At 63.4% G+C, this 22,403-nt stretch carries 23 protein-coding genes and 1 other RNA gene; 15 read left to right on the plus strand and 9 right to left on the minus strand.

Annotated features, from left to right (window positions below):
• Window positions 1-11 precede the first annotated feature (11 nt).
• Together J2X76_RS06905 and J2X76_RS06910 are read left to right on the plus strand one after the other, a co-directional pair.
• Window positions 12-797, plus strand: coding sequence for a molybdopterin-synthase adenylyltransferase MoeB (locus tag J2X76_RS06905; RefSeq protein WP_113130985.1), 786 nt, complete (start codon window positions 12-14; stop codon window positions 795-797).
• A 14-nt stretch (window positions 798-811) separates the two neighbouring features.
• Entirely contained in the window at window positions 812-1,282 is a 471-nt protein-coding gene (locus tag J2X76_RS06910) for a GNAT family N-acetyltransferase (RefSeq protein WP_310214758.1), read from the plus strand.
• Here J2X76_RS06910 and J2X76_RS06915 read toward each other — a convergent pair whose 3' ends face one another.
• A complete protein-coding gene (locus tag J2X76_RS06915; protein WP_113130978.1) occupies window positions 1,283-2,287 on the minus strand; it encodes a D-glycerate dehydrogenase in 1,005 nt (334 codons plus the stop codon).
• Window positions 2,288-2,542: 255 nt separating this feature from the next.
• On the opposite strand from J2X76_RS06915, the gene J2X76_RS06920 reads away from it, so the two are divergent.
• A complete protein-coding gene (locus J2X76_RS06920; protein WP_113130979.1) occupies window positions 2,543-3,085 on the plus strand; it encodes an SH3 domain-containing protein in 543 nt (180 codons plus the stop codon).
• A gap of 58 nt (window positions 3,086-3,143) precedes the next feature.
• Here the strand turns inward: J2X76_RS06920 and J2X76_RS06925 are convergent, their stop codons facing one another.
• Complete coding sequence (locus J2X76_RS06925; protein ID WP_310214267.1) at window positions 3,144-4,136, minus strand: adenosine kinase; 993 nt, start codon at window positions 4,134-4,136, stop codon at window positions 3,144-3,146.
• Between the two features lie 361 nt (window positions 4,137-4,497).
• Between J2X76_RS06925 and J2X76_RS06930 the strand changes: the two genes are divergently transcribed.
• Window positions 4,498-5,442: an AEC family transporter gene (locus J2X76_RS06930; protein WP_310214268.1), complete on the plus strand. Its 945-nt coding sequence runs from the start codon at window positions 4,498-4,500 to the stop codon at window positions 5,440-5,442.
• 82 nt (window positions 5,443-5,524) lie between these two features.
• Here the strand turns inward: J2X76_RS06930 and J2X76_RS06935 are convergent, their stop codons facing one another.
• On the minus strand, window positions 5,525-6,106 hold the full coding sequence (locus J2X76_RS06935; protein WP_113130987.1) for a cytochrome c family protein: 582 nt from the start codon (window positions 6,104-6,106) through the stop codon (window positions 5,525-5,527).
• A gap of 153 nt (window positions 6,107-6,259) precedes the next feature.
• Between J2X76_RS06935 and J2X76_RS06940 the strand changes: the two genes are divergently transcribed.
• Window positions 6,260-7,030, plus strand: a complete 771-nt coding sequence (locus tag J2X76_RS06940; RefSeq protein WP_113130982.1) for a 3-deoxy-manno-octulosonate cytidylyltransferase — start codon at window positions 6,260-6,262, stop codon at window positions 7,028-7,030.
• Window positions 7,031-7,041: 11 nt separating this feature from the next.
• The gene (locus tag J2X76_RS06945) at window positions 7,042-7,905 is read left to right on the plus strand and encodes a prephenate dehydratase (protein ID WP_113130983.1); all 864 of its coding nucleotides are present in this window, start codon (window positions 7,042-7,044) and stop codon (window positions 7,903-7,905) included.
• A gap of 692 nt (window positions 7,906-8,597) precedes the next feature.
• Here the strand turns inward: J2X76_RS06945 and J2X76_RS06950 are convergent.
• The 4 genes from J2X76_RS06950 to J2X76_RS06965 all read right to left on the minus strand — a co-directional run bounded on the left by J2X76_RS06950 (window position 8,598) and on the right by J2X76_RS06965 (window position 11,330).
• Window positions 8,598-8,969 carry a VOC family protein gene (locus J2X76_RS06950; protein ID WP_310214270.1) on the minus strand — a complete coding sequence of 124 codons (372 nt, stop codon included), beginning with the start codon at window positions 8,967-8,969 and terminating at the stop codon, window positions 8,598-8,600.
• 99 nt (window positions 8,970-9,068) lie between these two features.
• On the minus strand, window positions 9,069-9,764 hold the full coding sequence (locus tag J2X76_RS06955) for a YafY family protein (protein ID WP_310214272.1): 696 nt from the start codon (window positions 9,762-9,764) through the stop codon (window positions 9,069-9,071).
• A 184-nt stretch (window positions 9,765-9,948) separates the two neighbouring features.
• Complete coding sequence (gene nudC / locus J2X76_RS06960) at window positions 9,949-10,926, minus strand: NAD(+) diphosphatase (protein WP_310214274.1); 978 nt, start codon at window positions 10,924-10,926, stop codon at window positions 9,949-9,951.
• Window positions 10,923-11,330: an HIT family protein gene (locus tag J2X76_RS06965; protein WP_310214278.1), complete on the minus strand. Its 408-nt coding sequence runs from the start codon at window positions 11,328-11,330 to the stop codon at window positions 10,923-10,925. The genes nudC and J2X76_RS06965 overlap by 4 nt, the downstream gene beginning before the upstream one ends.
• Window positions 11,331-11,416: 86 nt before the next feature.
• Between J2X76_RS06965 and ffs the strand changes: the two genes are divergently transcribed.
• The 4 genes from ffs (at window position 11,417) to J2X76_RS06985 (ending at window position 14,657) form a co-directional block, all read left to right on the plus strand.
• An RNA gene (gene ffs / locus J2X76_RS06970) (signal recognition particle sRNA small type) lies at window positions 11,417-11,513 on the plus strand.
• Between the two features lie 86 nt (window positions 11,514-11,599).
• Window positions 11,600-13,498, plus strand: a complete 1,899-nt coding sequence (locus J2X76_RS06975) for a DNA polymerase III subunit gamma/tau (protein WP_310214281.1) — start codon at window positions 11,600-11,602, stop codon at window positions 13,496-13,498.
• Between the two features lie 18 nt (window positions 13,499-13,516).
• Window positions 13,517-13,840 carry a YbaB/EbfC family nucleoid-associated protein gene (locus J2X76_RS06980; protein ID WP_113130086.1) on the plus strand — a complete coding sequence of 108 codons (324 nt, stop codon included), beginning with the start codon at window positions 13,517-13,519 and terminating at the stop codon, window positions 13,838-13,840.
• Window positions 13,841-14,045: 205 nt separating this feature from the next.
• The gene (locus tag J2X76_RS06985) at window positions 14,046-14,657 is read left to right on the plus strand and encodes a LysE family translocator (protein ID WP_310214284.1); all 612 of its coding nucleotides are present in this window, start codon (window positions 14,046-14,048) and stop codon (window positions 14,655-14,657) included.
• On the opposite strand, the gene J2X76_RS06990 is transcribed toward J2X76_RS06985, so the two are convergent.
• Window positions 14,654-15,265: an MOSC domain-containing protein gene (locus J2X76_RS06990; RefSeq protein WP_310214286.1), complete on the minus strand. Its 612-nt coding sequence runs from the start codon at window positions 15,263-15,265 to the stop codon at window positions 14,654-14,656. The two genes, J2X76_RS06985 and J2X76_RS06990, sit on opposite strands and share 4 nt — an antisense overlap.
• Window positions 15,266-15,317: 52 nt before the next feature.
• On the opposite strand from J2X76_RS06990, the gene recR reads away from it, so the two are divergent.
• The gene (recR, locus tag J2X76_RS06995; protein WP_113130089.1) at window positions 15,318-15,923 is read left to right on the plus strand and encodes a recombination mediator RecR; all 606 of its coding nucleotides are present in this window, start codon (window positions 15,318-15,320) and stop codon (window positions 15,921-15,923) included.
• A gap of 266 nt (window positions 15,924-16,189) precedes the next feature.
• Window positions 16,190-17,458, plus strand: a complete 1,269-nt coding sequence (locus tag J2X76_RS07000; RefSeq protein ID WP_310214290.1) for a lytic murein transglycosylase — start codon at window positions 16,190-16,192, stop codon at window positions 17,456-17,458.
• On the opposite strand, the gene J2X76_RS07005 is transcribed toward J2X76_RS07000, so the two are convergent.
• A complete protein-coding gene (locus J2X76_RS07005; RefSeq protein ID WP_310214292.1) occupies window positions 17,459-19,090 on the minus strand; it encodes an MFS transporter in 1,632 nt (543 codons plus the stop codon).
• A 241-nt stretch (window positions 19,091-19,331) separates the two neighbouring features.
• Here J2X76_RS07005 and rimP point away from each other — a divergent pair, with 241 nt between their 5' ends.
• The 3 genes from rimP to J2X76_RS07020 all read left to right on the plus strand — a co-directional run bounded on the left by rimP (window position 19,332) and on the right by J2X76_RS07020 (window position 22,304).
• The gene (rimP, locus tag J2X76_RS07010) at window positions 19,332-19,925 is read left to right on the plus strand and encodes a ribosome maturation factor RimP (RefSeq protein WP_113130092.1); all 594 of its coding nucleotides are present in this window, start codon (window positions 19,332-19,334) and stop codon (window positions 19,923-19,925) included.
• Window positions 19,926-19,989: 64 nt separating this feature from the next.
• A complete protein-coding gene (gene nusA / locus J2X76_RS07015; protein WP_113130093.1) occupies window positions 19,990-21,603 on the plus strand; it encodes a transcription termination factor NusA in 1,614 nt (537 codons plus the stop codon).
• Window positions 21,600-22,304 (plus strand): RNA-binding protein, encoded by a 705-nt coding sequence (locus J2X76_RS07020; protein ID WP_113130094.1) that lies wholly within the window; start codon window positions 21,600-21,602, stop codon window positions 22,302-22,304. Before nusA ends, J2X76_RS07020 begins: the two co-directional genes overlap by 4 nt.
• The last annotated feature ends 99 nt before the right edge of the window (window positions 22,305-22,403 follow it).

Consider the following 22,403-nt stretch of genomic DNA (forward strand, 5'->3'; position numbering starts at 1 on the left):
ACGATCCCACCATGGAAAACCCGACCCCGGAAAAACTGAGCCAAGACGAGATCGAGCGGTATCGCCGCCATATCCTGCTGCCGGAAATCGGCGGCGCAGGGCAGCAGAAGATGAAGAACGCCCGCGTGCTGGTGATCGGCGCCGGCGGGCTCGGCGCGCCCATCCTCGAATATCTGGCGGCGGCGGGCATCGGCACGCTCGGGATCATCGACGACGACGTGGTTTCCCTCTCCAACCTGCAGCGGCAGGTCATCCACGATACCGGCACGATCGGCGAGCTGAAGACGCGGAGCGCCCGCGCGGCGATCGCCCGCCTCAACCCGCATGTCCGCGTCGTCGATTTCGAGGAACGCTTTTCCGCAGAATGGGCGGCGCGCAAGCTCGCCCTGTTCGACCTTCTGATCGACGGTTCGGACAATTTCGACACCCGCTACGCAGCCGCCGATGCCGCGGAACACACCCGGATACCGCTGGTGACAGGGGCGGTCGGCCGCTTCGACGGATCGGTCACGGTGATGAAACCCTATGAGGCTGGCCCGGACGGCGTGTTCAATCCCGGCTATCGCGACCTCTTTCCGGAAAAGCCGCCGGCGGGGTTGATCCCCTCCTGCGCGGAGACCGGGGTCATCGGCGCGCTGACCGGGGTGATCGGCACGCTGATGGCGATGGAGGCGATCAAGCTCGTCACCGGCATCGGCGAACCGCTGGTCGGACGGCTGATGCTCTACGATTCGCTGTCGGCCCGTTTCGACACGATCAAATACAAGCGCCGCACGACCAAGGCTGCCGCCGAGTGACCGAGCCGGCAGCTATCGAACTTCTCCGAATCGGTGAAAACTTCAGACGCTGGGACGAGCTGCTGGCGCTCATCCTCTCGTCCTTCGCCTATATGGACGGCACAATCGACCCGCCCTCCTCCGCCCATCGCCTGACGCTCGCCTCGCTCGCCCAGAAGGCCCGTGACGAGATCGCGTTCGCGGCGATCGAAAAAGGAAGGCTCATCGGCTGCGTTTTCCTGAAGCCGGAGCCAGGCTCCCTCTATATCGGCAAGCTCGCCATCGCCCCGGCCAGCCAGGGCAAGGGCATCGGCCGCCGGCTGCTGACGATCGCGGAAGAGATCGCGAGAGAGAAGGGCCTGCCCGCACTGCGGCTCGAAACCCGCATCGAACTCGCCGGCAACCACGCGACCTTCGCAGGATGGGGTTTTGTCAGGACGGCGGAGAACTCCCATCCCGGCTTTACCCGCATCACCTCCATCGAGATGCAGAAGCGCCTCGACTGATCAGTTGCGGCCCGGAAGCACCCGGTTCGGTGGACGGTGGCCGTCGAAGAAGGTGCGGATGTTGATGATCACCTTGTCGCCCATGTCGATCCGGCCCTCGATCGTCGCCGAGCCCATATGCGGCAAAAGCACGACCCGGCCCTGATGAGCGAGCTTGACGAGCTTCGGGTTCACCGCCGGCTCGTTCTGGTAGACATCGAGCCCGGCGCCGGCGATCTTGTTGTCGCGCAAAAGCTGGATCATCGCCGCCTCGTCGATGATGTCGCCGCGGGCGGTGTTGACGATGATCGAGCTCGGCTGCATCAGCGCCAGCCGCCGCGCCGAGAGAAGATGGAAGGTCGCCGGCGTCGAGGGGCAATTGACAGAGACGATATCCACGCGGGCGAGCATCTGGTCGAGGCTGTCCCAATAGGTCGCCTCCAGCTCCTCCTCGGTGGTCGGGCTGACGCGCTTGCGGTTGTGGTAATGGATCGACAGGCCAAAGGCCTTGGCGCGGCGGGCGACCGCGGTGCCGATGCGGCCCATGCCGACGATGCCGATGCGCTTGCCCCAGGTCCGCCGGCCGAGCATCCAGGTGGGGCTCCAGCCGCTCCACTCGCCGGGCTTGTCGGTGAGGATGCGCGACCCTTCCGCGAGCCGCCGGTTGACGGCGAGGATCAGCGCCACGGTCATGTCGGCCGTGTCCTCGGTCAGCACGTTCGGCGTGTTGGTGACGGTGATGCCCTTTTTGGCGGCGGCATCGACATCGATATGGTCGATGCCGTTGGAGAAGCTGGCGATCAGCTTCAGCTGCGGGCCGGCCTCTTCGATCAGCGCCTCGTCGATCCGGTCCGTCACGGTCGGCACCAGCACGTCGGCGGATTTCATCGCGGCGGCCAGCTCGTCGCGCGAACGGGGCGTGTCGTCGATATTGAGTTCGGCCTCGAAGAGCTCGCGCATGCGGGTTTCCACCGCGTCCGGCAGCTTACGGGTGATATAGACCTTGGGTTTCTTCTTCGCCGTCATGAAACTCTCTGCCTGACGCCTTCACGCACGAAAACCTGATCATATTCAGGCCCTCCGCTTCAAGCTTTTGTTCGACGCATGTCGCTATCCCGGAACCGGTATCCGATTTCGGGCGACACTGCTTTAGGAGGTCCTTAACCAAGTCGCGCGATATTCAGTTCATCCAGGGCGTTTTCTACCAGACCCGTCAGCGAAGACAAACAAAACCTCGCGAGGTTCCCGAAAGCCCGAGATCGCTCAGCCGGAACCAAACACATGCGTCGCGCCATTCTTTCCTCCTTCCTCGCTCTTTCCTTCGGGCTTGCCGCCTGCCTGTCCGCACCCGTCCCGAGCTATGCTCAGGGTGCCGCCAAGGGTCCGAGCGGCCTGCCGCTGCCGCGTTTCGTCAGCCTCAAGTCGAGGAAGGTCAATATCCGCATCGGCCCGAGCACGGATTATGCGGTGTCCTGGATGTACATGAAGTCCGGCACGCCGATGGAAATCATCCAGGAATACGAAAACTGGCGACGGGTTCGCGATGCCGAGGGCACCGAGGGCTGGGTGAACCAGGCCCTGCTCTCCGGTGAGCGGACCGCTATCGCCGCTCCGTGGATGCGCGGCAAGGGCAAGGACATATACGTCAACATGCGCCGCGATCCGCAGGGTACCGCTGCCATCCTTGCCAAGCTGGAACCGGGCGTCGTGCTTCAGATCAAGGAATGCAACGGCGACTGGTGCCGCGCGGAAACAAACGGGGCCGAGGGCTGGATCGCCCAGGCCGAAATCTGGGGCGCCTATCCCGGCGAGGCCTTCAAATAAGGCCTTCCGGGAGAGGCATCTTGCAAGCAGGCCTCAAAGAAGGCCTCCCGGCGAGGCCTCAGATGAGGCCTTCGCGCTTTGCGGCTTCAGTGAGCGACGCCATCGGGCGCGGGCCGATCTGCTGGATGGTGATCGCGGCCGCAAGGCAGCCGAGCTTGCCGCAATCCTCGAGCGAACGATCCTTTGTGTAACCGTACAGGAACCCGGCGGCGAACAGATCGCCGGCGCCGGTCGTATCGACCAGTTCCCCGATCGGATAGGCCGCGACCTTCACCCGCTCGTTGCCGCGCACGATGATCGCGCCTTCTTCGCTGAGCGTCACCGCCGCCAACTTGCAATCCTCGGAAATCCTGGTCAGCGCCAGCTCGAAATCTTCGGTCTCGTAGAGCGACAGCGCTTCCTGCTTGTTGGCGAACACGATGTCGACCGTGCCGGAGCGCATCAGGTCGAGGAACTCGGCGCGGTAGCGGCCGACGCAGAAGGGATCGGACAGCGTCATCGACACTTCGCGGCCATGCGCATGGGCGATGCGGGCCGATTCGCGGATCGCTTCCTTGGCGCGCGGCGGATCCCAGAGATAACCTTCGAAATAGGTGACCTTGGCCTCGGCGACGACATCCTCTTCGACATGTTCCGGGCCGAGATCGACGCAGGCGCCGAGATAGGTGTTCATCGAACGCTCGCCATCCGGCGTCACGAAGATCATCGAACGGGCGGTCGGCGGATTGTTTCCTTCCGGCCTGGTCCGGTAATGAACGCCCTGGGCGCGGATGTCGTGCTGGAAGATGTTGCCGAGCTGGTCTTCGGCGACCTTGCCGAAATAGGCTGCCTTGCCGCCGAAACCGGCAATGCCGGCCGCCGTGTTGCCGGCCGAACCGCCGGACGCTTCCACGGCGGGCCCCATCTTCGAATAGAGAAGTTCGGCACGCTCGGCATCGATCAGGTTCATCGCACCCTTGGTGATCGCATTGTCGGTGAGGAAATCGTCGTCACAGCGGGCGAGAATATCCACGATGGCATTGCCGATGGTGAGCACGTCGAACTTGGGCATCCGGTCTTGATCCTCTCGGGAAACGGTTTGTCGCGAAAACCGGTATTCGGGTTTTCACCCGATTGGAAGGAAAAATAACCGCAATGCCGGTTATCGGAGGCGTTTTGCTCCGTCACTCTGTTGTCACGATCACAGGGTATACAATCGTCGATCCGGTTGTGTTGCCGACCACGGATGAACTGGCGGCCGACCACCGGATGTCCTGGACGAGACCAGGAGGGAAAGCGGGGAATTGCCCCGCTTTTTTGTTGTGCGCCTGCCGCCACGCGCCCTTTGAACGACCTCCCTGCATCAAACGCATTTGTCGCAGGAAGCGATATGCGCTAGACGCATAAAAACGCCTCCACAGAAAGCCTTCCCCTTGTCCTCCGTGTTTTTGAATGTCGTGCCGCTTTTCATCCTGATCCTGATCGGCTGGATGACCGCGAAAACCGGAATTTTGAAGGAGGAGACCGGCGACGCCCTCGGAGAGTTCGTCTTCAAGATCGCCGTGCCGATGCTGATCTTCAGGACGCTGGCGGATGCACATTTCGAGGGGGCCTCGCCCTTCCGGCTGTGGACCGCCTATTTCCTCGGCGTCGCCATGACCTGGACGATCGGCCATATCCTGACCACCCGCATTTTCGGCCGGGACGCAAAGGTCGGCGTGATCGCCGGCATGTCGGGTTCCTTCGCCAACAATGTCTTCATCGGCTTGCCGCTGGTGGCGCATGTGGTCGGCAAGGAGGGTCTGGTGGCGATTTCCATCCTGCTTGCCATTCACCTGCCGCTGATGATGGTGATCGGCACGATCCTGATGGAAGGCGCGGCCGCCAAGGTGGATGGCGGAGCAAAACGCGGCGTTGCCGACGTCCTGAAACAGGTGGGATCCAACCTCGCCCGCAACCCGCTGGTGATCGCGCTTATCATCGGCGTCACCTTCAATTTCCTCGGCCTTCACCTGCCGGCGGCGGTCGCCATCGTCGTCGACCAGATTTCCGCCGCCGCAAGCCCGGTCGCCCTGATCTCGATCGGCATGGCGCTGACGAAATATCCGATCCGCGGCGATATCGGCCTTTCGGGCACCGCGGCGGCGCTGAAGCTGCTGGTCCTGCCGGCATCCGTCTTCCTGATGAGCCACCTGCTTGCCCTGCCCAAGGACTGGTCGACGGCGCTGGTGCTGACCGCGTCGGTGCCGACCGGCATCAACGCCTGGCTGATCGCCCAGCGCTTCCGCTCCGGCCACAGCCTTGCGGCCTCGGTGATCAGCATGACCACGGCGTTCGGGGTCTTCACCGTCGGCTTCTGGGCGTGGCTGCTCGGCTGAAGCAAATCCATCCGGCCGGGTGCCGGAAACGAAAATGCCCGGCCGAAGCCGGGCATTTGATCTGGATTCCGACGTCCGTCGATCAGTTGGTGGCGGGTGCCGGAGCGGCCGCGTTCGGGTCCGGAAGCGCAACCGGCGAATCAGACAGGGTGCGCAGGTAAGCGATCAGATTGGCGCGCTCGCCATCGTTCTTGAGGCCCGCGAAGCCCATCGCCGTACCCTTCACGAAAGCCTTCGGAGCAGTCAGGAAGTGGTTGAGGTTGTCGAAGGTCCAGTGCTCGGCGCCGGCCTTCGAGAAGTCCTTCATGCCGGCCGAATAGGAGAAGCCTTCATGTCCGGCGATCGGGCGGTCTACGATGCCCCAGAGATCGGGGCCGACCTTGTTCGGTCCGCCCTTCTCCCCGGAATGACAGCTCTGACACTTCTTGAACACCGCTTCACCGGCCTTGGCATCGGCCTTGACCAGGAGCTGGGCGATCGGAACTGCGGAGGCAGCCGGGGCTGCGGCTTCGCCGGCTGCGGGCTCTTCGGCGGCAACGATGGCAAAACCCGGCTTTTCGGGAACCTCCGAATGGAAAATGCCTTCCGAGGCAATGGACACCGACATCATGACGAAGACCGTAGCAAGCAGGGCGCCTGCCGCCATGTTGACATAGGAATTCATCCGCATCCGCTCCTTCGCAACCGCCTGTCACGAGGCGGGCCATCTTGAAATTGCGCGGAACCTATGTCTTTTGCATTGCTGTTGCAACACGATAATCGTTCCGCGCGTGAGACTTTTTGACACTGTTCGCGCGGGATTAGAAGGGGTCTTTCCATGAAGAATTCGGCTTTTGACCGGACGCTGGTGCTGATCCCGGCACGAATGGCCTCGACGCGCCTGCCGGGAAAACCCCTGGCTGATATTGCCGGCCTGCCGATGATCGTCCAGGTAGCAAAGCGGGCCGAGGAAGCGCAGGCCGGGCGAATCATCGTCGCCGTCGATCACCAGGATGTCTACGACGCCGTTGCCGCAGCCGGCTTCGACGTGGTGATGACCCGGCAGGACCATCAATCCGGTTCCGACCGCATCTTCGAAGCGGTGCAGAAGGCCGATCCCGACTCGAAAATGGATTTCGTGATCAACGTTCAGGGCGACCTGCCGACAATCGAGCCGGAGGCGGTGCGCGCCTCGCTTCGGCCGCTCGACAATCCCTCGACCGACATCGCCACGCTCACCGTCGAGATCACCGACGAGCACGAAAAGACCAATCCGAACGTCGTGAAGATCGTCGGTTCGCCGCTTTCCGCCACCCGTCTGAAGGCGCTCTATTTCACCCGTGCCACCGCCCCCTATGGCAACGGGCCGCTCTATCATCATATCGGCCTCTATGCCTATCGCCGCGCCGCACTCGAAAAATTCGTGTCGCTCGGGCCGTCCGTGCTCGAAAAGCGCGAATCGCTGGAACAGCTGAGGGCGCTCGAAGCCGGCATGCGCATCGATGCCGAGATCGTTGACTCGGTTCCATTGGGCGTCGATACTCCCGCCGACCTTGAAAAGGCCCGTGCGATCCTTTCCGGCCGCCTGGCCGCGCGTGCCTCCTCGTAACGGATAACCCCATGAACGCACTTACCAATCGCATCGCCTTCCAGGGTGATTTCGGCGCCAATTCCGACATGGCCTGCCGCGACATGTTCCCGACCATGGAGCCGCTCCCCTGCCCGACATTCGAGGACGCGTTCCAGGCGCTCGAAAACGGCGATGCGGATCTGGCGATGATCCCGATCGAGAACACGATTGCCGGCCGCGTGGCCGACATCCATCACCTCCTGCCGGAATCGCGGCTGCACATCATCGGCGAATATTTCATGCCGATCCGCTTCCAGCTGATGGTGCTGCCCGGCGTGACCCGCGAGGAGATCCGCACCGTCCATAGCCATATCCATGCGCTCGGACAATGCCGCAAGATCATCCGCTCGAACGGCTGGAAGGCCGTGGTCGCCGGCGACACGGCGGGTTCCGCCAAGATGGTGGCCGAAAAGGGCGACCGCACGATGGCGGCGCTCGCGCCGCGGCTGGCGGCCGATCTCTACGGGCTTGAGATCCTTGCCGAAAATGTCGAGGACCGGGACGACAACGTCACCCGCTTCGTGGTGCTCTCGCGCGACGAAAAATGGGTGCAGCGGAACAATGCCGACGAGGTGCTGGTCACCACTTTCGTGTTCAACGTCCGCAACATTCCGGCCGCTCTCTACAAGGCGATGGGCGGTTTCGCGACCAACGGCATCAACATGACCAAGCTCGAAAGCTACCAGCTCGGCGGCAAGTTCGTGGCGACGCAGTTCTATGCGGATATCGAAGGCCATCCGGACGACGCGCCCGTGCGCCGGGCTCTGGAAGAGCTGCGGTTCTTCTCGGAGAAGGTCAGGGTTCTGGGGACGTATAGGGGCCACCCGATGCGCGGGGCGCTGCAGAAGAACTGACGGATAACCTCGATAACGATCGCCGGAACGGGACACACTACCCCCTTGGTGCTACGCGCGGCTTTTTGAGTTTCGGCCGGGACACGTCGTGTGCCTCGATTGAAATTTTAATGGTGACACGCGACGTGTCCCGTTCGGTGTATTTATCCGCGCAACTCCGGTCCCTCTGCGGCGGTATGGAATTTAACTCCGTGGAAATGAGCACGGATGCCATACCGGGTTGTGTGCGACACACGCACGCCCCGCCCGAAGGCGAGAGGGGGACCATTTTCTGCGCAGCCCCTGACGACCCGCCTGCATGAAGGCAGACCACCAGGGCACCGGTCCCGCCTCGCCGGTCATGCGGGCCGGTGTAGCCGAAGCGGGACGGGTGGATTGTAGGCACGGGGTTGAGGGGCGGGGATGAAAGGGGGTGTATTTTTATGCTTTTGTTTCCCAAGTTACTGTTTTGCCTAAGCAAGCCCCCCTCTGCCCTGCCGGGCATCTCCCCCTCAGGTGGGGAGATCACAAGTGGCGCGACCGTCGCTTCGCGATAAGCGTCGTGCGGCCAGACAGCGCAGAACCAGACAGCGCAGAAGCAGACGTGGGATAGGAGGCGGTGAGCGGGCTCCCAACCGATCTCCCCCCCTTGAGGGGGAGATGCCCGGCAGGGCAGAGGGGGGCACGCCCGCCGCCGCCGAACGCCTTCGCGCCTACGCGGCATTCATCGCATAGACCCGCAGTCTATGCCCGTCCGGATCGGTGACGACGAACGTGTAGCCGAAATCCATTTCCACCGGGGTCTGCAGCACGCGCAGGCCGCGGCTCGTCCATTCGGCATAGGTCTTGTCCACACCGGCGGCATTATCATGCTTGATGCAGATCTCCGAAGCGCCGCTGCCGGCCGTTACCGCGGGCTCGGCGGTGTGGCGCGACCAGAGGCCAAGCTTCATGCCGGTGCTCAGCACGAAGAGGGCAAAGGTCGGGGACCTTTCCACTGGTTCGGCGCCGAAGAGCGACTTGTAGAAATCCGCGCTGGCAAGCGGATTATCGACGAAGAGGATGGTGAAATCGGGGTGGATCATGTCAGTTCTCCTTGTGATGCAATTGCCTTCGCGGAATTGCTCTTGGTTGGGACTGACTGGAGATTATCGCATCCTACTGTCAGATAATGGCAGCAGCGATCACGGCTGGGCGGGAATTCCTTCCTTTTCCCGCCACGCCTTCAGGAGCACGGGACGGCGGCGCGGATACCGTTTTTCCGTCCAGACCGCGGAGGCGATACGGTCGGTGCGGAAATGCCGGAAGTCCTTTCTGAGTTCGCACCAGGCAATCATGACCCTGACGCTGTCGAAGAAGCCGAGTGCGAACGGCCAGACGTTGCGATGGGTCAGGGCTGCCTTTTCGTCCTCGTAAGCGAGTTCGAGGATGTGTTCGGCGCGGATCGCCCTGCGGATCAGGGCAAGATCGACTCCGCCGTCGTTTCGCCGCGGCGTGCCGACGAGCAGTGTCGAATTGTCGAGTTCCTCTTTCAGATCCGGCGGCAGGACGGCGGCGATCTTGGCGAGCGCATCGACGGCGCCGGCGGCAAGGCGTGGATCCGCGGTCCTCGCCACCCAGCGGGAGCCGAGCACCAGCGCCTCGATCTCTTCTTCCGAAAACATCATCGGCGGCAGCATGAAGCCGGGTCGCAGCACATAACCAAGACCCGCCTCGCCTTCGATGAAGGCACCCTGCGCCTGAAGGCTGGCGATATCGCGGTAAAGCGTGCGCAGGCTGACGCCTGTCTCGGCGGCGAGTTTGGCGCCGCTGACCGGCTGACGATAGCGCCGGAGCGTCTGGAGAAGCGCCAGCAGGCGCTCGGAGCGGGCAACGGTCATGAAATTGTGCCCCTTGTCTTTGTCATTCGGCGGCCTGAGGCATTGCGGCTCTGCCTTTGCTTGCGCCCTGGCGTTTGTCCTGAGGGGTAATTACCGGGTCATTGCGTCGAGCTTGCCTGACCGCCAGGCCCTCCGCTTGCACTCCGGGCGTTGCTCACTGCAATCGATTCGCTGGATCGATTGCTCAAGCTTTGCTTGACCGTTCGTCACCCCACTCGATCCAGTCGCGGAGCAGGCGGTGGGCGATTGCGCCCTTGACCGGGGCGAAAAGCGGGGCGTCCGGCCCGGCATCGAGCATGGCGGCGACTTCGGCCCGCTCGAACCAGCGCACATCGGCCATTTCCTGCGGGTCGATCCTGATCTCGGTGGATTTCGACTCGGCATAACAGCCGATCATCAGCGAATGCGGCATCGGCCAGGGCTGCGAGGCGTGGTAGCGCACCCGCCCGGTCTCGATGCCGGATTCCTCGAAGGTCTCGCGGCGCACCGCATCCTCGATCGTCTCGCCCGGCTCCACGAAACCGGCAAGGCAGGAATACATGCCCTCCTGGAAATGGTGGCTGCGACCGAGCAGGCAGCGGTCGCGCTCGGTATCGATGGTGAGCATGATCACCACCGGGTCGGTGCGCGGAAAGGTCATGTGCTGGCACTGGGTGCAGACTCGCTTGTAACCGCCGATCCTGGTGTCGGTCGGCGAGCCGCATTTGCCGCAGAACCTATTGGCGGCATTCCAGTTGAGCAGTGCAACCGCCTGGGCGATCTCGCCCTGCAGTTCGCCTTCGATCAGCTGGTCGCGGAAAAGCGCCCGGGCTTCCGTCGGCTTGTAGTGGCCTGCCAGTTCCTCGGCCGGGATCAGCACCGGGACCGCGATACGCGGCTCGCCGGTCTCGTGATAACCGAGCAGCACGGCATTGTCGAAATCCGGCTTCAGTTCCGCAAGCTCGTAGGGCGAAAACAGCGGATCGAGGATCTGGCTGTCGTGCTTGAGGATGACCCGGCTGCCGGTGAAGGCGAGGATATGGGCGCCTTCCACCGCAAGCGCCTTTTCGACGCAGTCGTCCTCTCTGTATTCGGCCCGGCGATCCAGCTTGTTGCCGGAAAAAGCCGTCAGCGTGCTCGGTTCGGGATGGGGTGCGTCGGTGTCGAAAAGGGTCACGGTCATGAAAGGGCTTCAACCAGTTTGTTGAGGAAATCTTGTTTCTGCGATTCGGCATAGGGCGCCGCCTGGCCAAAACCCCAGATCGGGCCGGGCCAGTTCGAATCGCCCTCGAACCGGGCAATGACGTGCACATGCAGCTGGCGGACGATATTGCCGAGCGCGCCGACATTGATCTTGGTTGCGCCGGTCACGGTCTTCAGGGCGCCGGCCACCCTGTTGACCTCGGCGGAGAGCTGAACCTGTTCCCCCGGCGAAAGCTCGAAGATCTCGGTCATGCCCGGACGCTCAGGCACCATGACCAGCCAGGGCCAGCGGCTGTCGTTCTGGATGCGGAGCTGGCAGAGGCCGAGCACGCTCACAAGATCGGAATCGCGGGCTATCCTGCCGTCCAGTTCGAATTCGCTCAAACTTTCCTCCCTTGTTTTTCTGTTCGATAGCAGTTTTTTACAGGGTTGGCTTGCATTTGGAAGCGTTATTGACGATATGGACGGTGGGAGGTTGGTGGTGGACGAGCCACTCGCCAACCGGGTCAGGTCCGGAAGGAAGCAGCCCTAACGAGCCAGGCACGGGTCGCCGTGCCAGCCTCCCACCCTTTTACTTGTACTACCATCTTGGTCAGCTTCCGGCCCGGTCAAGACCGTGCTCAGGATTGGCCCGCGCAGGCTGGCAGGACTGAATGAGCGATACCGGGCCTACATCTCCAAGCACTCCCGCGGCGAATGCCACGACCGGCAGCGGATACCGGGTGCTCGCCCGCAAATACCGCCCCAAGGATTTCTCCGACCTGATGGTCGGCCAGGAACCGATGGTCAGAACCCTGACCAATGCGTTCGAGACCGGCCGCATCGCCCAGGCCTATATGCTGACCGGCGTTCGCGGGGTCGGCAAGACGACGACCGCCCGCATTCTCGCCCGTGCGCTGAACTACAAGACGCCCGAGATCGACAAACCGACCATCGACCTGCGTATCCCCGGCGAACATTGCCAGGCGATCATGGAAGGCCGGCATGTCGACGTGATCGAGATGGACGCCGCCTCGCATACCGGCATCGACGATATCAGAGAGATCATCGAGCAGGTGCGCTACCGGCCGGTTTCGGCGCGCTACAAGGTCTATATCATCGACGAAGTGCACATGCTCTCGACGCAGGCCTTCAACGGCCTGTTGAAGACGCTCGAAGAGCCGCCGGAACATGTGAAGTTCATCTTCGCGACGACCGAAATCCGAAAAGTTCCGATCACCGTGCTGTCGCGCTGCCAGCGCTTCGACCTGCGCCGCATCAGCGCCGCCGATCTGGTCGGCCTGTTCACGACGATCCTCGAGAAGGAAGGCATTCCGGCCGAACCGGAGGCGCTTGCGATGGTCGCGCGCGCGGCGGAAGGTTCGGCCCGCGATGGCCTGTCGCTGCTCGACCAGGCAATCGCCCATGGCGGCGGCCAGGTGATCGCGGAGACCGTGCGCGGCATGCTGGGGCTCGCCGACCGGGCCCGTATCGTCGATCTGTTCGAGCATATCGTTCGCGGCGACGTGACGGCGGCGCTTTCGGAATTTGCGGCGCAATACGAGGCCGGCGCCAATCCGGTCGTGGTTTTGACCGACCTTGCCGATTTCACCCACCTGACCACCCGTTTCAAATACATCCCCGACGCCGCCAACGATCCTTCGCTGAGCGAGGTGGAGCGCCTGCGCGGCCGTGAATTTGCCGAGGGCGTCGCGGTCAGCACGCTGTCGCGGATCTGGCAGATGCTGCTCAAGGGCATTCCGGAAGTGGAAAATTCCTCGCGGTCTGCGGGGGCTGCCGAAATGGTGTTGATCCGGTTGACGCATGCGGCCCATCTGCCCTCCCCGGAAGATGCCGCCCGCCGTCTGGTGGATTTTTCCAATGGCGACGGCCAGCGGGCGCCGGTTTCGAACGGCAATAGCGCCAGTGGGGGTGGAAGCCGGCCGGTTTCACCGCCGCAATCGCCGGTCAATGCGCGCGGCACGGAAATGTCCGCTCCGCGCATTCCGGCCGGCGGGCCGACCGCCATGCTGCAGGCCGTGCCGAACACCATGCCGCGGGACATGCCCCTCGGCCGCACGCAGGAGCAGCCCGCCGAAAAGCCGGAGCCCAGAGTGCCGGTCAGGTCGCTTCAGGACATCGTCGAACTCTGCACCCAGAACCGCGATCCGAAGCTGAAGGCTCTCATCCGCAATTTCGTGCGGCTGGTGAAGCTCGAGCCCGGCCGGCTCGACATGCGGATGACCGATGGCGGACCGGGCACGCTGCCCGGCGAACTCGGCGTCAAGCTCAAGGAATGGACCGGCATCCACTGGGTCGTCAGCCTCAGCAAGGAAGAGGGCGAGCCGACGCTCGTGGAAGCCGACAACAATGCCCGCGAGGCGCGGCTGACAGATGCCCGCGCCGACCCGGACGTGGCGGCGATCCTCGCCCAGTTCCCCGGCGCCAGGATCACCGACGTGCGCATCCGGGTCACGGAAGAGGATGAAAACGAGACCGAGGACCTGCCGGCGCCGGCGACCGCCGAATCCGAAGAGGGCGACATCCTGCCCGGCGACGATATCGAACTATAAGAGAAGAGGACGAGAGAGATGCGCGACATCATGGGCATGATGGGCAAGGTCAAGGAAATGCAGGCCAAGATGGAAAAGATGCAGGCGGATATCGCCACTCTTGAAGTCGAAGGCACGTCCGGCGGCGGGCTGGTGACCGTGCGCCTCAACGGCAAGGGCGAGATGCTGGCCTTGAAGATCGATCCGTCGCTGTTCAAGGAAGACGATGTCGAGATCCTCGAGGACCTGATCGTTGCCGCCCACAAGGCCGCCAAGGAGCGCGCCGAGACGATCACCGCCGAAAAGACCAAGGAACTGACCGCCGGCCTGCCGATCCCGCCCGGCTTCAAGATGCCGTTCTGATCCGGCCGGATGCAGGGACAGAGATGATAGTCGGCTAGATTTGCCCCTCACCCTAACCCTCTCCCCGTTCTGACGGGGAGAGGGGACTTGCCCCGCTCGGCGTTGGCGATCGAGGCAGGCCGGTGCGCCATATCCCCTTCTCCCCGCGTGCGGGGAGAAGGTCCCGGCAGGGGGATGAGGGGCACGAACCAGCAGGGAGGTTTCGATGACATTCACATCCATGATCGTCTTTGCCGGCGCGCTGTTCATCGCGGCCGGCACGCCCGGGCCGAGCATCGCGGCGCTTGTCGCGCGGGTGATCTCGAAAGGCACGCGCGGCGTGTTTCCGTTCCTGTTCGGGATGTGGGTCGGGGATGCGGTGTGGCTGACGGTGGCAGTCGCGGGTCTTTCGGCGATCGCCGAGACGTTCAACCACGTCTTCATCGCCATCAAGTGGCTCGGCGTCGTCTATCTTCTTTACCTCGCCTGGAAAATGTGGACGGCCTCGCCGGATACGTCGGAAGCGCAGCTGCCGGAGGCGCGGTCCAGCCTGAAGCTGTTTCTCGCGGCGCTTTCGGTGGCGCTCGGCAATCCGAAGATCATGATGTTCTACATCGCGCTCCTGCCGTCGATCATCGACATCCATGCGATCACCACGCTCGGCTGGGTGGAGCTCGTCGCCTGCCAGTTCCTGGTGCTGATGACCGTCAATATTTCCTGGATGCTGCTTGCCGGAAAGGCGCGCGGCTTCCTGAAGAGCCGCCGTGCGGTCAGGATCGCCAACCGGGTCTCGGCCGGCGCGATGGCGAGTGCCGCGGCGGCGATCGCGACCCGTTAGTTCTCGAAGACCGGCCGCCAGCGGCTGCCGATGGGGGCCGCAAGGAAGCGGGCTCTTTCCGCGTCGGACAGGCTTTTGCCGACGGCGGCCAGCATTTCCGCGATCGTCACCCGCTCGCCCGCATAGTGTTCGTGACGGACGGGATCGCCGGGCGAGACCATGCCCGCCCTGACGACCCGGCAATAAATGCCGGGACGGCCGCCGTTCTTGTAGGTCTTCACGAATGTCGGGTCACCCATCTTCACCGCGAACGTGTTGCAGGGAGAGCGGGCACAGCTTGCTTCGAGGACGACCTCGCCAATGTAAAAACGATCGCCGGCGGCGACATCGCGGTTGTCGAGGCCTTCGACGATCAGGTTTTCGCCGAACGTGCCGGGCGGAAGGTCCCGGCCGAGCTTTCCGGCCCACCAGTCTAGCGTCAGCGACCCTTCGAGCAGGATCGCCTGGTCCTCGCCGCCATGGTGTTTCGTATTGCAGACCGCATCGCCGACGAGGCCGAGCCTGTCGATCATGACGGCGGCGTTGACCGACGACTTGTAGATGCCGGTCCTGAAACTCTTGCCCGGCAGCTTTTCCGGGCGGCCGAGGCAGATGGCGAGAAGTTTCATCGGCGGTCCTTCCGCGATTCCGTTTTTCAAGCATATGGGCTAAAGGGAGAACATGGCAAAACGAGTCACCGGCCCCGAAATCGAAAAACTCATCCAGCTTCTGGCAAAAGTCCCGGGGCTTGGGCCACGCTCGGCGCGCCGGGCGGCGCTGCACCTGATCAAGAAGAAGGAACAGCTGCTTGGGCCGCTTTCGAGCGCCATGGGCGAGGCCTATGACAAGGTGAAGATCTGCTCGCGCTGCGGCAATGTCGACACCGCCGATCCCTGCACCGTCTGCACCGACGTCCGCCGCGACCAGACGATGCTGATCGTCTGCGAGGACGTGTCCGACCTGTGGGCGCTGGAGCGCGCCGGCGCGATGAACGCCGCCTATCACGTGCTCGGCGGCACGCTGTCGCCGCTCGACGGCGTTGGGCCGGACGACCTCAACATCCGCGGGCTGATCGACCGGGTCAACGAGGGCGTCATCCGCGAGATCATCATCGCCGTCAATGCCACGGTCGAGGGGCAGACGACGGCCCATTACATTACCGACCAGCTTTCGGGGATCGACGTGAAGATCACGCGGCTGGCGCATGGGGTGCCGGTGGGCGGGGAACTCGATTATCTCGACGAAGGAACGCTGACGGCGGCGCTTCGGGCGCGGACGGCGATTTAGGCCCGGGAGGCTTGAGCATGTGGAAACTTATCCCTTCCGGTTTGTCTGCTGGAATGAGGAGGATGGCTTTGAGCCAGCTCACCCCCCTCTGCCCTGCCGGGCATCTCCCCCTCAAGGGGGGAGATCGGCCAGAGGCCGGCTCTTCGCTCCCTGTTGCACTCCCGGCGCCCACCTCCATCAAGAGACATGTTCTGCGTCGCTTCCAATCGCTTGCTTTGATTTGGGCAGGGAGCCCACCTCATCCGATCTCCCCCCTTGACGGGGAGATGTCCGGCAGGACAGAGGGGGGTGCCTCCAAGCGAGCGGTCGCGTTGGTTTTCGCTGCAATCACGGCCCTCCTCCCCCTCCCTGCGCTCGCCCAGAACCGGCCCGATGTCGAAAAGCAGTTCCAGCGATGGATCGCGAGCGATCTGGGCCCGGCGGCGAAAAAGGCCGGGATTTCGGAAAAGACGCTGAAGGCGGCCTTCCAGGGCGTGGTGCTCAACTGGGACCTGCCGGACCTGGTGCCGCCGGGATCGACGCCGCCGAAACAGCAGGACCAGAGCCAGGCGGAATTCTCCTCCCCCGGTGCCTATTTTTCGGAAAAGCGGTTGCAGGGGCTCGCCGAGACCGGCCGGGGGCTGACCTCCACCTATTCGGCGACCTTGAAGAAGATCGAGGCGGCCTATGGGGTGCCGGGCGAGATCGTCGTCGCCATCTGGGGCCGGGAATCCGGCTTCGGCAAGGCGCGGCTTCCCTATTCCGCCGTGCAGGTTCTGGCGACCAAGGCCTTCATGTCGACCCGCAAGGACATGTTCCGCGAGGAGCTGATCGCGGCCTTGAAGATGATCGAGCGGGGCGATGTGGATCCGGCGACGATGAAGGGGTCCTGGGCCGGCGCGCTCGGCCAGCCACAGTTCATGCCGTCGAGCTACCTCAAGTATGCCGTCGATTTCGATGGTGACGGCCGTCCCGACATCTGGAATTCGGTGCCGGACGCGCTCGCCTCGATTGCCCATTACCTGCAGAAGGAAGGCTGGCAGCGCGGCCGCGACTGGGGCTTCGAAGTGACGATCCCGGCAAAGGTCTCCTGCGCGCAGGAGGGCCCCGATCTCGCCAAGCCGATCTCGGCCTGGGCGGCGACCGGCATCACCCGCATTTCCGGCAAGGCCTTTCCCGCAGCCGACCTCAAGGCGGACGGGATGATGCTCGTGCCGGCGGGGCGCAGCGGGCCGGAATTCGTGGTGACCCCGAATTTCTACGTGATCAAGGAATATAACAACTCGGATCTCTATGCGCTGTTCATCGGCAATCTCGCCGACCGGATCGCTGCGGGCGCAGGCCCCTTCCAGGCAGCTTGGGGCGATGTCGGCAAGATGCTGCGCTCGGACGTGCTCGCCATGCAGAAGGCGCTTGTCGCCAAAGGCTACGATGTCGGCAATGTCGACGGGCTGCCGGGCTACAAGACCCGCCGTTCGCTCGGCGACTGGCAGTCGAAGAACGGCATAATCCCGACCTGTTTTCCCGATGCGTCGCTGAAAGGCAAGATCAGGTAATCAATGGTGCAGGTCGGGGGGCGACTTGTGGAAAATGTCGTCGCTCGGCGGGATCGCCTGGCGCTCGATCATCCGGTGGACGCGCGGGCCCTCCTCGCCCCGATGAAGATTGCGGATCGCATCCCAGGCCTCCGCATCGGCCTGGGTGCGGCGCTGGTTGTGGCGCACGTAATCCGCCCAGGTGGCGGTGTGATAGGTCTCGGTCCAGATTTCCGGATGTTCCAGGTCGCGCATCAGCGCCCATTGCCGGGCGCCGTCACGGATGCGGATGCGGCGCCGGTTCGACATCAGCGACAGGAACTCCGGAACGTCCTCGTCGGCGATGATGTAGTCGACCATGTTGACGATCGGTCCGCTGCGCGGCTGCAGGTCGAGGCCTAATAGCGGCACGTTGAACCGGTTGAGCGGATCGAGATTGGCGTCGCTGAACTGAGGCAGCGGCAGGCGCATGCCGATCACGGCGCCGAGCAGCATGACAAGGCTGGACAGCGTCAGAGCGATCGAAACGCCGAACGTATCGGACAGGACACCCCACACCCAGCTTCCGCCGGCAATGCCGCCGAACGTCGCCGTCTGATAGAAGGAAAGCGCCCGGGCGACCACCCAGCGCGGCGTCGAAAGCTGCACCGTCGTATTGAACAGCGACAGGGCCAGCACCCAGCAGGCACCGGGCACCAGGAGGACGAACGCGGTGAGCACCGTACTCGAACTCATGCCGATGACCGCCGCGCTTGCGGAGAAACCGAGGAAGGACAGCCGGACGATCGATTCGCTCGACAGCTTTTCGCGCAGCCGCGAATTGGCCATCGCGCCGCCGATCGCTCCGACCCCGAAGGCTCCGAGCATGACGCCGTAGGTCAACGGGCCGCCGGAGACGAGGTCGCGCGCGACGATCGGCAGAAGCGCCAGGACGGCGCTTGCCGAAAGGCCGAAGACAAGGCCACGGAACAGGACGTTGAGGATGTTCGGCGACATGAGGACGTAACCGAGACCGGCCGAAAGCGCCCGCAGAAGCGTCTCGCGCGGCAGCGCGCTGTCGCGGCTTTCCGGTTTCCATCGGATCAAGGCGTAGATCAGGGCGAAATAGCTTACCGAATTGGCGGCGAACGCGGCGGCGGCACCTGCCGCCGCAACGATCGCGCCGCCGATCGCGGGGCCGACGCTGCGGGTGATGTTGAAGCCGACGCTGTTGATCGTGACTGCCGCCGGCAGCACCTCGCGGGGCACCATATCGCCGACGGAAGCCTGCCAGGCCGGGTTGTTGAGCGCCACGCCGCAGCCGAGCAGGAAGGTGAAGGTCAGAAGCAGCCAGGGCGTCAGAAAATCGAGGTAGGCAAACAGCGTCAGGGTGATCGAGACGATCAGCATGAAGAACTGGGCCGTCAGCATCAGGCTCCGGCGGTTGACGTTGTCGGCAAGCGCGCCGGCAATCAGCGAAAAGAGCATGATCGGCAGCGCCGTCGAGGCCTGGACCAGTGCGACCATGTCTTCGGAATCGGTGATCGACGTCATCATCCAGGCCGCGCCGACGGCCTGGATGAGACTGCCGAAATTGGAGGCGAGGCTGGCGATCCAGATGGTTCTGAAGGTCGGGTGCCTGAAGGGAGCCAGGGTCGATATCCGATCGGGCACTTTGTCCTCGTTCTTTCGTGCGTCGTTCCAAACGGTTATAGACCCGGCAGAACCAAATTCCAGCCGCCAGGCCCCCAGAATATGCGACTCTTGCAATCGGGGGGCTGAAAGCGTATATGCAGCCCATATTCTTGATCGTCCGATGAAGAGTGGGCCCCACCGGACCCGCTCTTTTTTGTTAGGCGATCACTGTAACCCAGACATTGGGCCCAGCTATGGGGCAATGATTGCCGGAGAGCTTATGCCGCAAACCGAATACGAGCCGCGGCTCATCATCGAGACCGGGCTGGACCTGAGGGTCGCCGAAATCATCGAACCTGTCCTGACCGCCATGGACTATCGCCTGGTGCGCGTCCGGATGCTGAACCAGAACGGCGCGACGCTGCAGATCATGGCCGAGCGCAACGACGGGACCATGGATGTGGACGGCTGCGAAGCGGTGTCCGTGGCGATTTCGCCGGTTCTGGATGTGGAAGATCCGATCGATCGGGAGTATCATCTGGAAGTGTCCTCGCCGGGCATCGACCGCCCGATGGTGCGCAAGTCGGATTTTACCCGCTGGCTCAACCATCTGGTCAAATGCGAAACGTCGATCATGATCGACAATCGCAAGCGGTTCCGCGGCAAGATTACGGAAAGCGATACGGACGGTTTCACGATCGAGCGGGACCAGGTCGCCTATGGCGAGGAACCGCGGGTGACGATCCCGTTTTCGGCACTGGCCGAAGCAAAGCTCATCCTGACCGACGATCTGATCCGCGACGCGCTTCGGGCCGACAAGCTCGCCAAGGCACAGGCCGCGAACCAGAACGGCGAAGACGACGACGAAGAATAACCGAACCAACCCGGTGCCGAGAAGCACCCCCTCGCAAGCATGCGAATGACGGAGACCAACGACAATGGCAGTGAGCGCAAACCGGCTTGAACTTCTGCAGATCGCAGATGCTGTAGCCCGCGAAAAGGTCATCGACCGCGAGATCGTGCTGGCTGCGATGGCCGACGCCATCCAGAAGGCTGCCCGCTCCCGCTACGGTTCGGAAACCAACATCCGCGCCGACATCAATTCCAAGACCGGCGAAATCCGCCTCCAGCGCCTGCTTGAGGTCGTCGAGCACGCCGAGGATTACGGCACGCAGATCCCGCTGGCGCTGGCGCTCGACCGCAATGTCGACGCCAAGATCGGCGACTTCATCGCCGACCCGCTGCCGCCGATGGATTTCGGCCGTATCGCCGCCCAGTCGGCCAAGCAGGTCATCGTCCAGAAGGTGCGCGAAGCCGAGCGCGACCGCCAGTTCGACGAGTTCAAGGACCGCGTCGGCGAAATCGTCAACGGTACCGTCAAGCGCGTCGAATACGGCAACGTCATCGTCGACCTCGGCCGTGGCGAAGGCATCATCCGCCGCGACGAGATGATCCCGCGCGAAAACATGCGCTACGGCGATCGTGTCCGTGCCTATGTCTACGACGTCCGTCGCGAGCAGCGCGGCCCGCAGATCTTCCTGTCGCGTACCCATCCGCAGTTCATGGTGAAGCTGTTCACGATGGAAGTGCCGGAAATCTACGACGGCATCATCCAGATCAAGTCGGTCGCACGCGATCCGGGTTCGCGTGCCAAGATCGCCGTCATTTCGAACGATAGCTCGATCGATCCGGTCGGCGCCTGCGTCGGTATGCGCGGTTCCAGAGTCCAGGCCGTCGTCGGCGAATTGCAGGGCGAAAAGATCGACATCATTCCGTGGTCCCAGGATCCGGCATCGTTCATCGTCAACGCGCTGCAGCCGGCCGAAGTCGCCAAGGTGGTTCTCGACGAGGATGCCGAGCGGATCGAAGTGGTGGTTCCGGACGAGCAGCTGTCGCTCGCCATCGGCCGCCGCGGCCAGAACGTACGCCTCGCGTCGCAGCTGACCGGCTGGGACATCGACATCATGACGGAAGCCGAAGAGTCGGAGCGCCGCCAGAAGGAATTCAACGAGCGCACCAACCTCTTCATGGACGCGCTCGACGTCGACGAGATGGTCGGCCAGGTGCTGGCTTCGGAAGGTTTCGCGCAGGTCGAGGAACTGGCCTACGTCGATCTCGACGAAATCTCCTCGATCGACGGTTTCGACGAAGACACCGCGACCGAAATCCAGACACGCGCCCGCGAATATCTCGAGCGGATCGAAGCCGAGATGGACGCCAAGCGCAAGGAACTCGGCGTCGAGGACGAGTTGCGCCAGATCGACGGCCTGAACGGCCAGATGCTCGTCGCGCTCGGCGAGGACGGCATCAAGACGATCGAGGACTTTGCCGGCTGCGCCGCCGACGACCTCGTCGGCTGGAGCGAACGCAAGGACGGCGTCACGAAGAAGTTCGAAGGCCTGTTCTCGAAATTCGACGTTTCCCGCGTCGAGGCAGAAAACATGATCGTCCAGGCCCGCCTGGCTGCCGGCTGGATCACCGAGGAAGATCTCGCCAAGGATGCCGAGCCGGAAGCGGACGCGGAGGAGGCGGACGCCGCAGAGCAGGAATGATCCCGCTCGCCAATGAGCCGGATGCAACCGAAAACGGACCTGCCGATGATGACCTGGACGAGATCGTCGTGAACGACCGTACCTGCATCGTCACCCGCGAGACCGGATCGCCGGAAACGCTGATCCGCTTCGTGGCCGGGCCGAACGGCCAGGTCGTGCCCGATCTGAAGCGCCAGCTTCCGGGCCGCGGCTGCTGGATCAAGGCTGAACGGTCGCTCGTCGACCGTGCGGTCGCCAGGAAGCTTTTCGCCCGGGCTCTCAAGACCGAGGCGAAGGCGGATGCGGATCTCGGCGCGCTGGTGGACCGCCTGCTCGCCGCCGATCTCGTCGGCATGATGAACATGGCGCGCAAGGCGAGCCAGTTCGTCACCGGCGCCATGAAGGTGGATGCCGCCGTCCGCTCGGGCGCGGCGCTTGCAGTGTTCCATGCGACCGACGCGGCCGCCGATGGAGTGAGGAAAATAGACCAGGCCCGCAAGGCCTGGAAGCTCGGCTCGAATGCCGAGGAAGACATTCCGTCCTTTTCGCTCTTCACCGGAGCGGAATTGGACGAAGTGATGGGCCAGAATGCTTTTATCCATGCTTGCGCGCTTGCAGGGCAGGCGGGTGAGGGTGTAGTGAAGCGCGCAACCATGCTCGAAAGGTACCGAGATGTCGGTCAATCCGGAGCAGATGGCGGCGCTGGCCAGCGAAAACTATGACGCGGTCACCGGCGAATGCCGGCCGCCATTTTGGATGTACGGATTAAACGACAGGTTCTGATGGCTTCCATCCGTTCCTGTCCGAAGGAACAGGAACGG

It is taken from the genome of Neorhizobium sp. 2083, assembly GCF_031455615.1.
In the GTDB taxonomy this organism is placed as follows: domain Bacteria; phylum Pseudomonadota; class Alphaproteobacteria; order Rhizobiales; family Rhizobiaceae; genus Neorhizobium.

Excerpts from the sequence above, each read along its gene's own strand:
- J2X76_RS06905 (WP_113130985.1), top strand. The coding sequence starts at position 12 with ATGGAAAACCCGACCCCGGAAAAACTGAGCCAAGACGAGATCGAGCGG.
- J2X76_RS06915 (WP_113130978.1), bottom strand. The coding sequence starts at position 2,287 with ATGACGGCGAAGAAGAAACCCAAGGTCTATATCACCCGTAAGCTGCCG.
- J2X76_RS06920 (WP_113130979.1), top strand. The coding sequence starts at position 2,543 with ATGCGTCGCGCCATTCTTTCCTCCTTCCTCGCTCTTTCCTTCGGGCTT.
- J2X76_RS06925 (WP_310214267.1), bottom strand. The coding sequence starts at position 4,136 with ATGCCCAAGTTCGACGTGCTCACCATCGGCAATGCCATCGTGGATATT.
- J2X76_RS06935 (WP_113130987.1), bottom strand. The coding sequence starts at position 6,106 with ATGAATTCCTATGTCAACATGGCGGCAGGCGCCCTGCTTGCTACGGTC.
- J2X76_RS06940 (WP_113130982.1), top strand. The coding sequence starts at position 6,260 with ATGAAGAATTCGGCTTTTGACCGGACGCTGGTGCTGATCCCGGCACGA.
- J2X76_RS06945 (WP_113130983.1), top strand. The coding sequence starts at position 7,042 with ATGAACGCACTTACCAATCGCATCGCCTTCCAGGGTGATTTCGGCGCC.
- J2X76_RS06950 (WP_310214270.1), bottom strand. The coding sequence starts at position 8,969 with ATGATCCACCCCGATTTCACCATCCTCTTCGTCGATAATCCGCTTGCC.
- J2X76_RS06955 (WP_310214272.1), bottom strand. The coding sequence starts at position 9,764 with ATGACCGTTGCCCGCTCCGAGCGCCTGCTGGCGCTTCTCCAGACGCTC.
- nudC (WP_310214274.1), bottom strand. The coding sequence starts at position 10,926 with ATGACCGTGACCCTTTTCGACACCGACGCACCCCATCCCGAACCGAGC.
- J2X76_RS06975 (WP_310214281.1), top strand. The coding sequence starts at position 11,600 with ATGAGCGATACCGGGCCTACATCTCCAAGCACTCCCGCGGCGAATGCC.
- J2X76_RS06980 (WP_113130086.1), top strand. The coding sequence starts at position 13,517 with ATGCGCGACATCATGGGCATGATGGGCAAGGTCAAGGAAATGCAGGCC.
- J2X76_RS06985 (WP_310214284.1), top strand. The coding sequence starts at position 14,046 with ATGACATTCACATCCATGATCGTCTTTGCCGGCGCGCTGTTCATCGCG.
- J2X76_RS06990 (WP_310214286.1), bottom strand. The coding sequence starts at position 15,265 with ATGAAACTTCTCGCCATCTGCCTCGGCCGCCCGGAAAAGCTGCCGGGC.
- recR (WP_113130089.1), top strand. The coding sequence starts at position 15,318 with ATGGCAAAACGAGTCACCGGCCCCGAAATCGAAAAACTCATCCAGCTT.
- J2X76_RS07000 (WP_310214290.1), top strand. The coding sequence starts at position 16,190 with ATGTCCGGCAGGACAGAGGGGGGTGCCTCCAAGCGAGCGGTCGCGTTG.
- rimP (WP_113130092.1), top strand. The coding sequence starts at position 19,332 with ATGCCGCAAACCGAATACGAGCCGCGGCTCATCATCGAGACCGGGCTG.
- nusA (WP_113130093.1), top strand. The coding sequence starts at position 19,990 with ATGGCAGTGAGCGCAAACCGGCTTGAACTTCTGCAGATCGCAGATGCT.
- J2X76_RS07020 (WP_113130094.1), top strand. The coding sequence starts at position 21,600 with ATGATCCCGCTCGCCAATGAGCCGGATGCAACCGAAAACGGACCTGCC.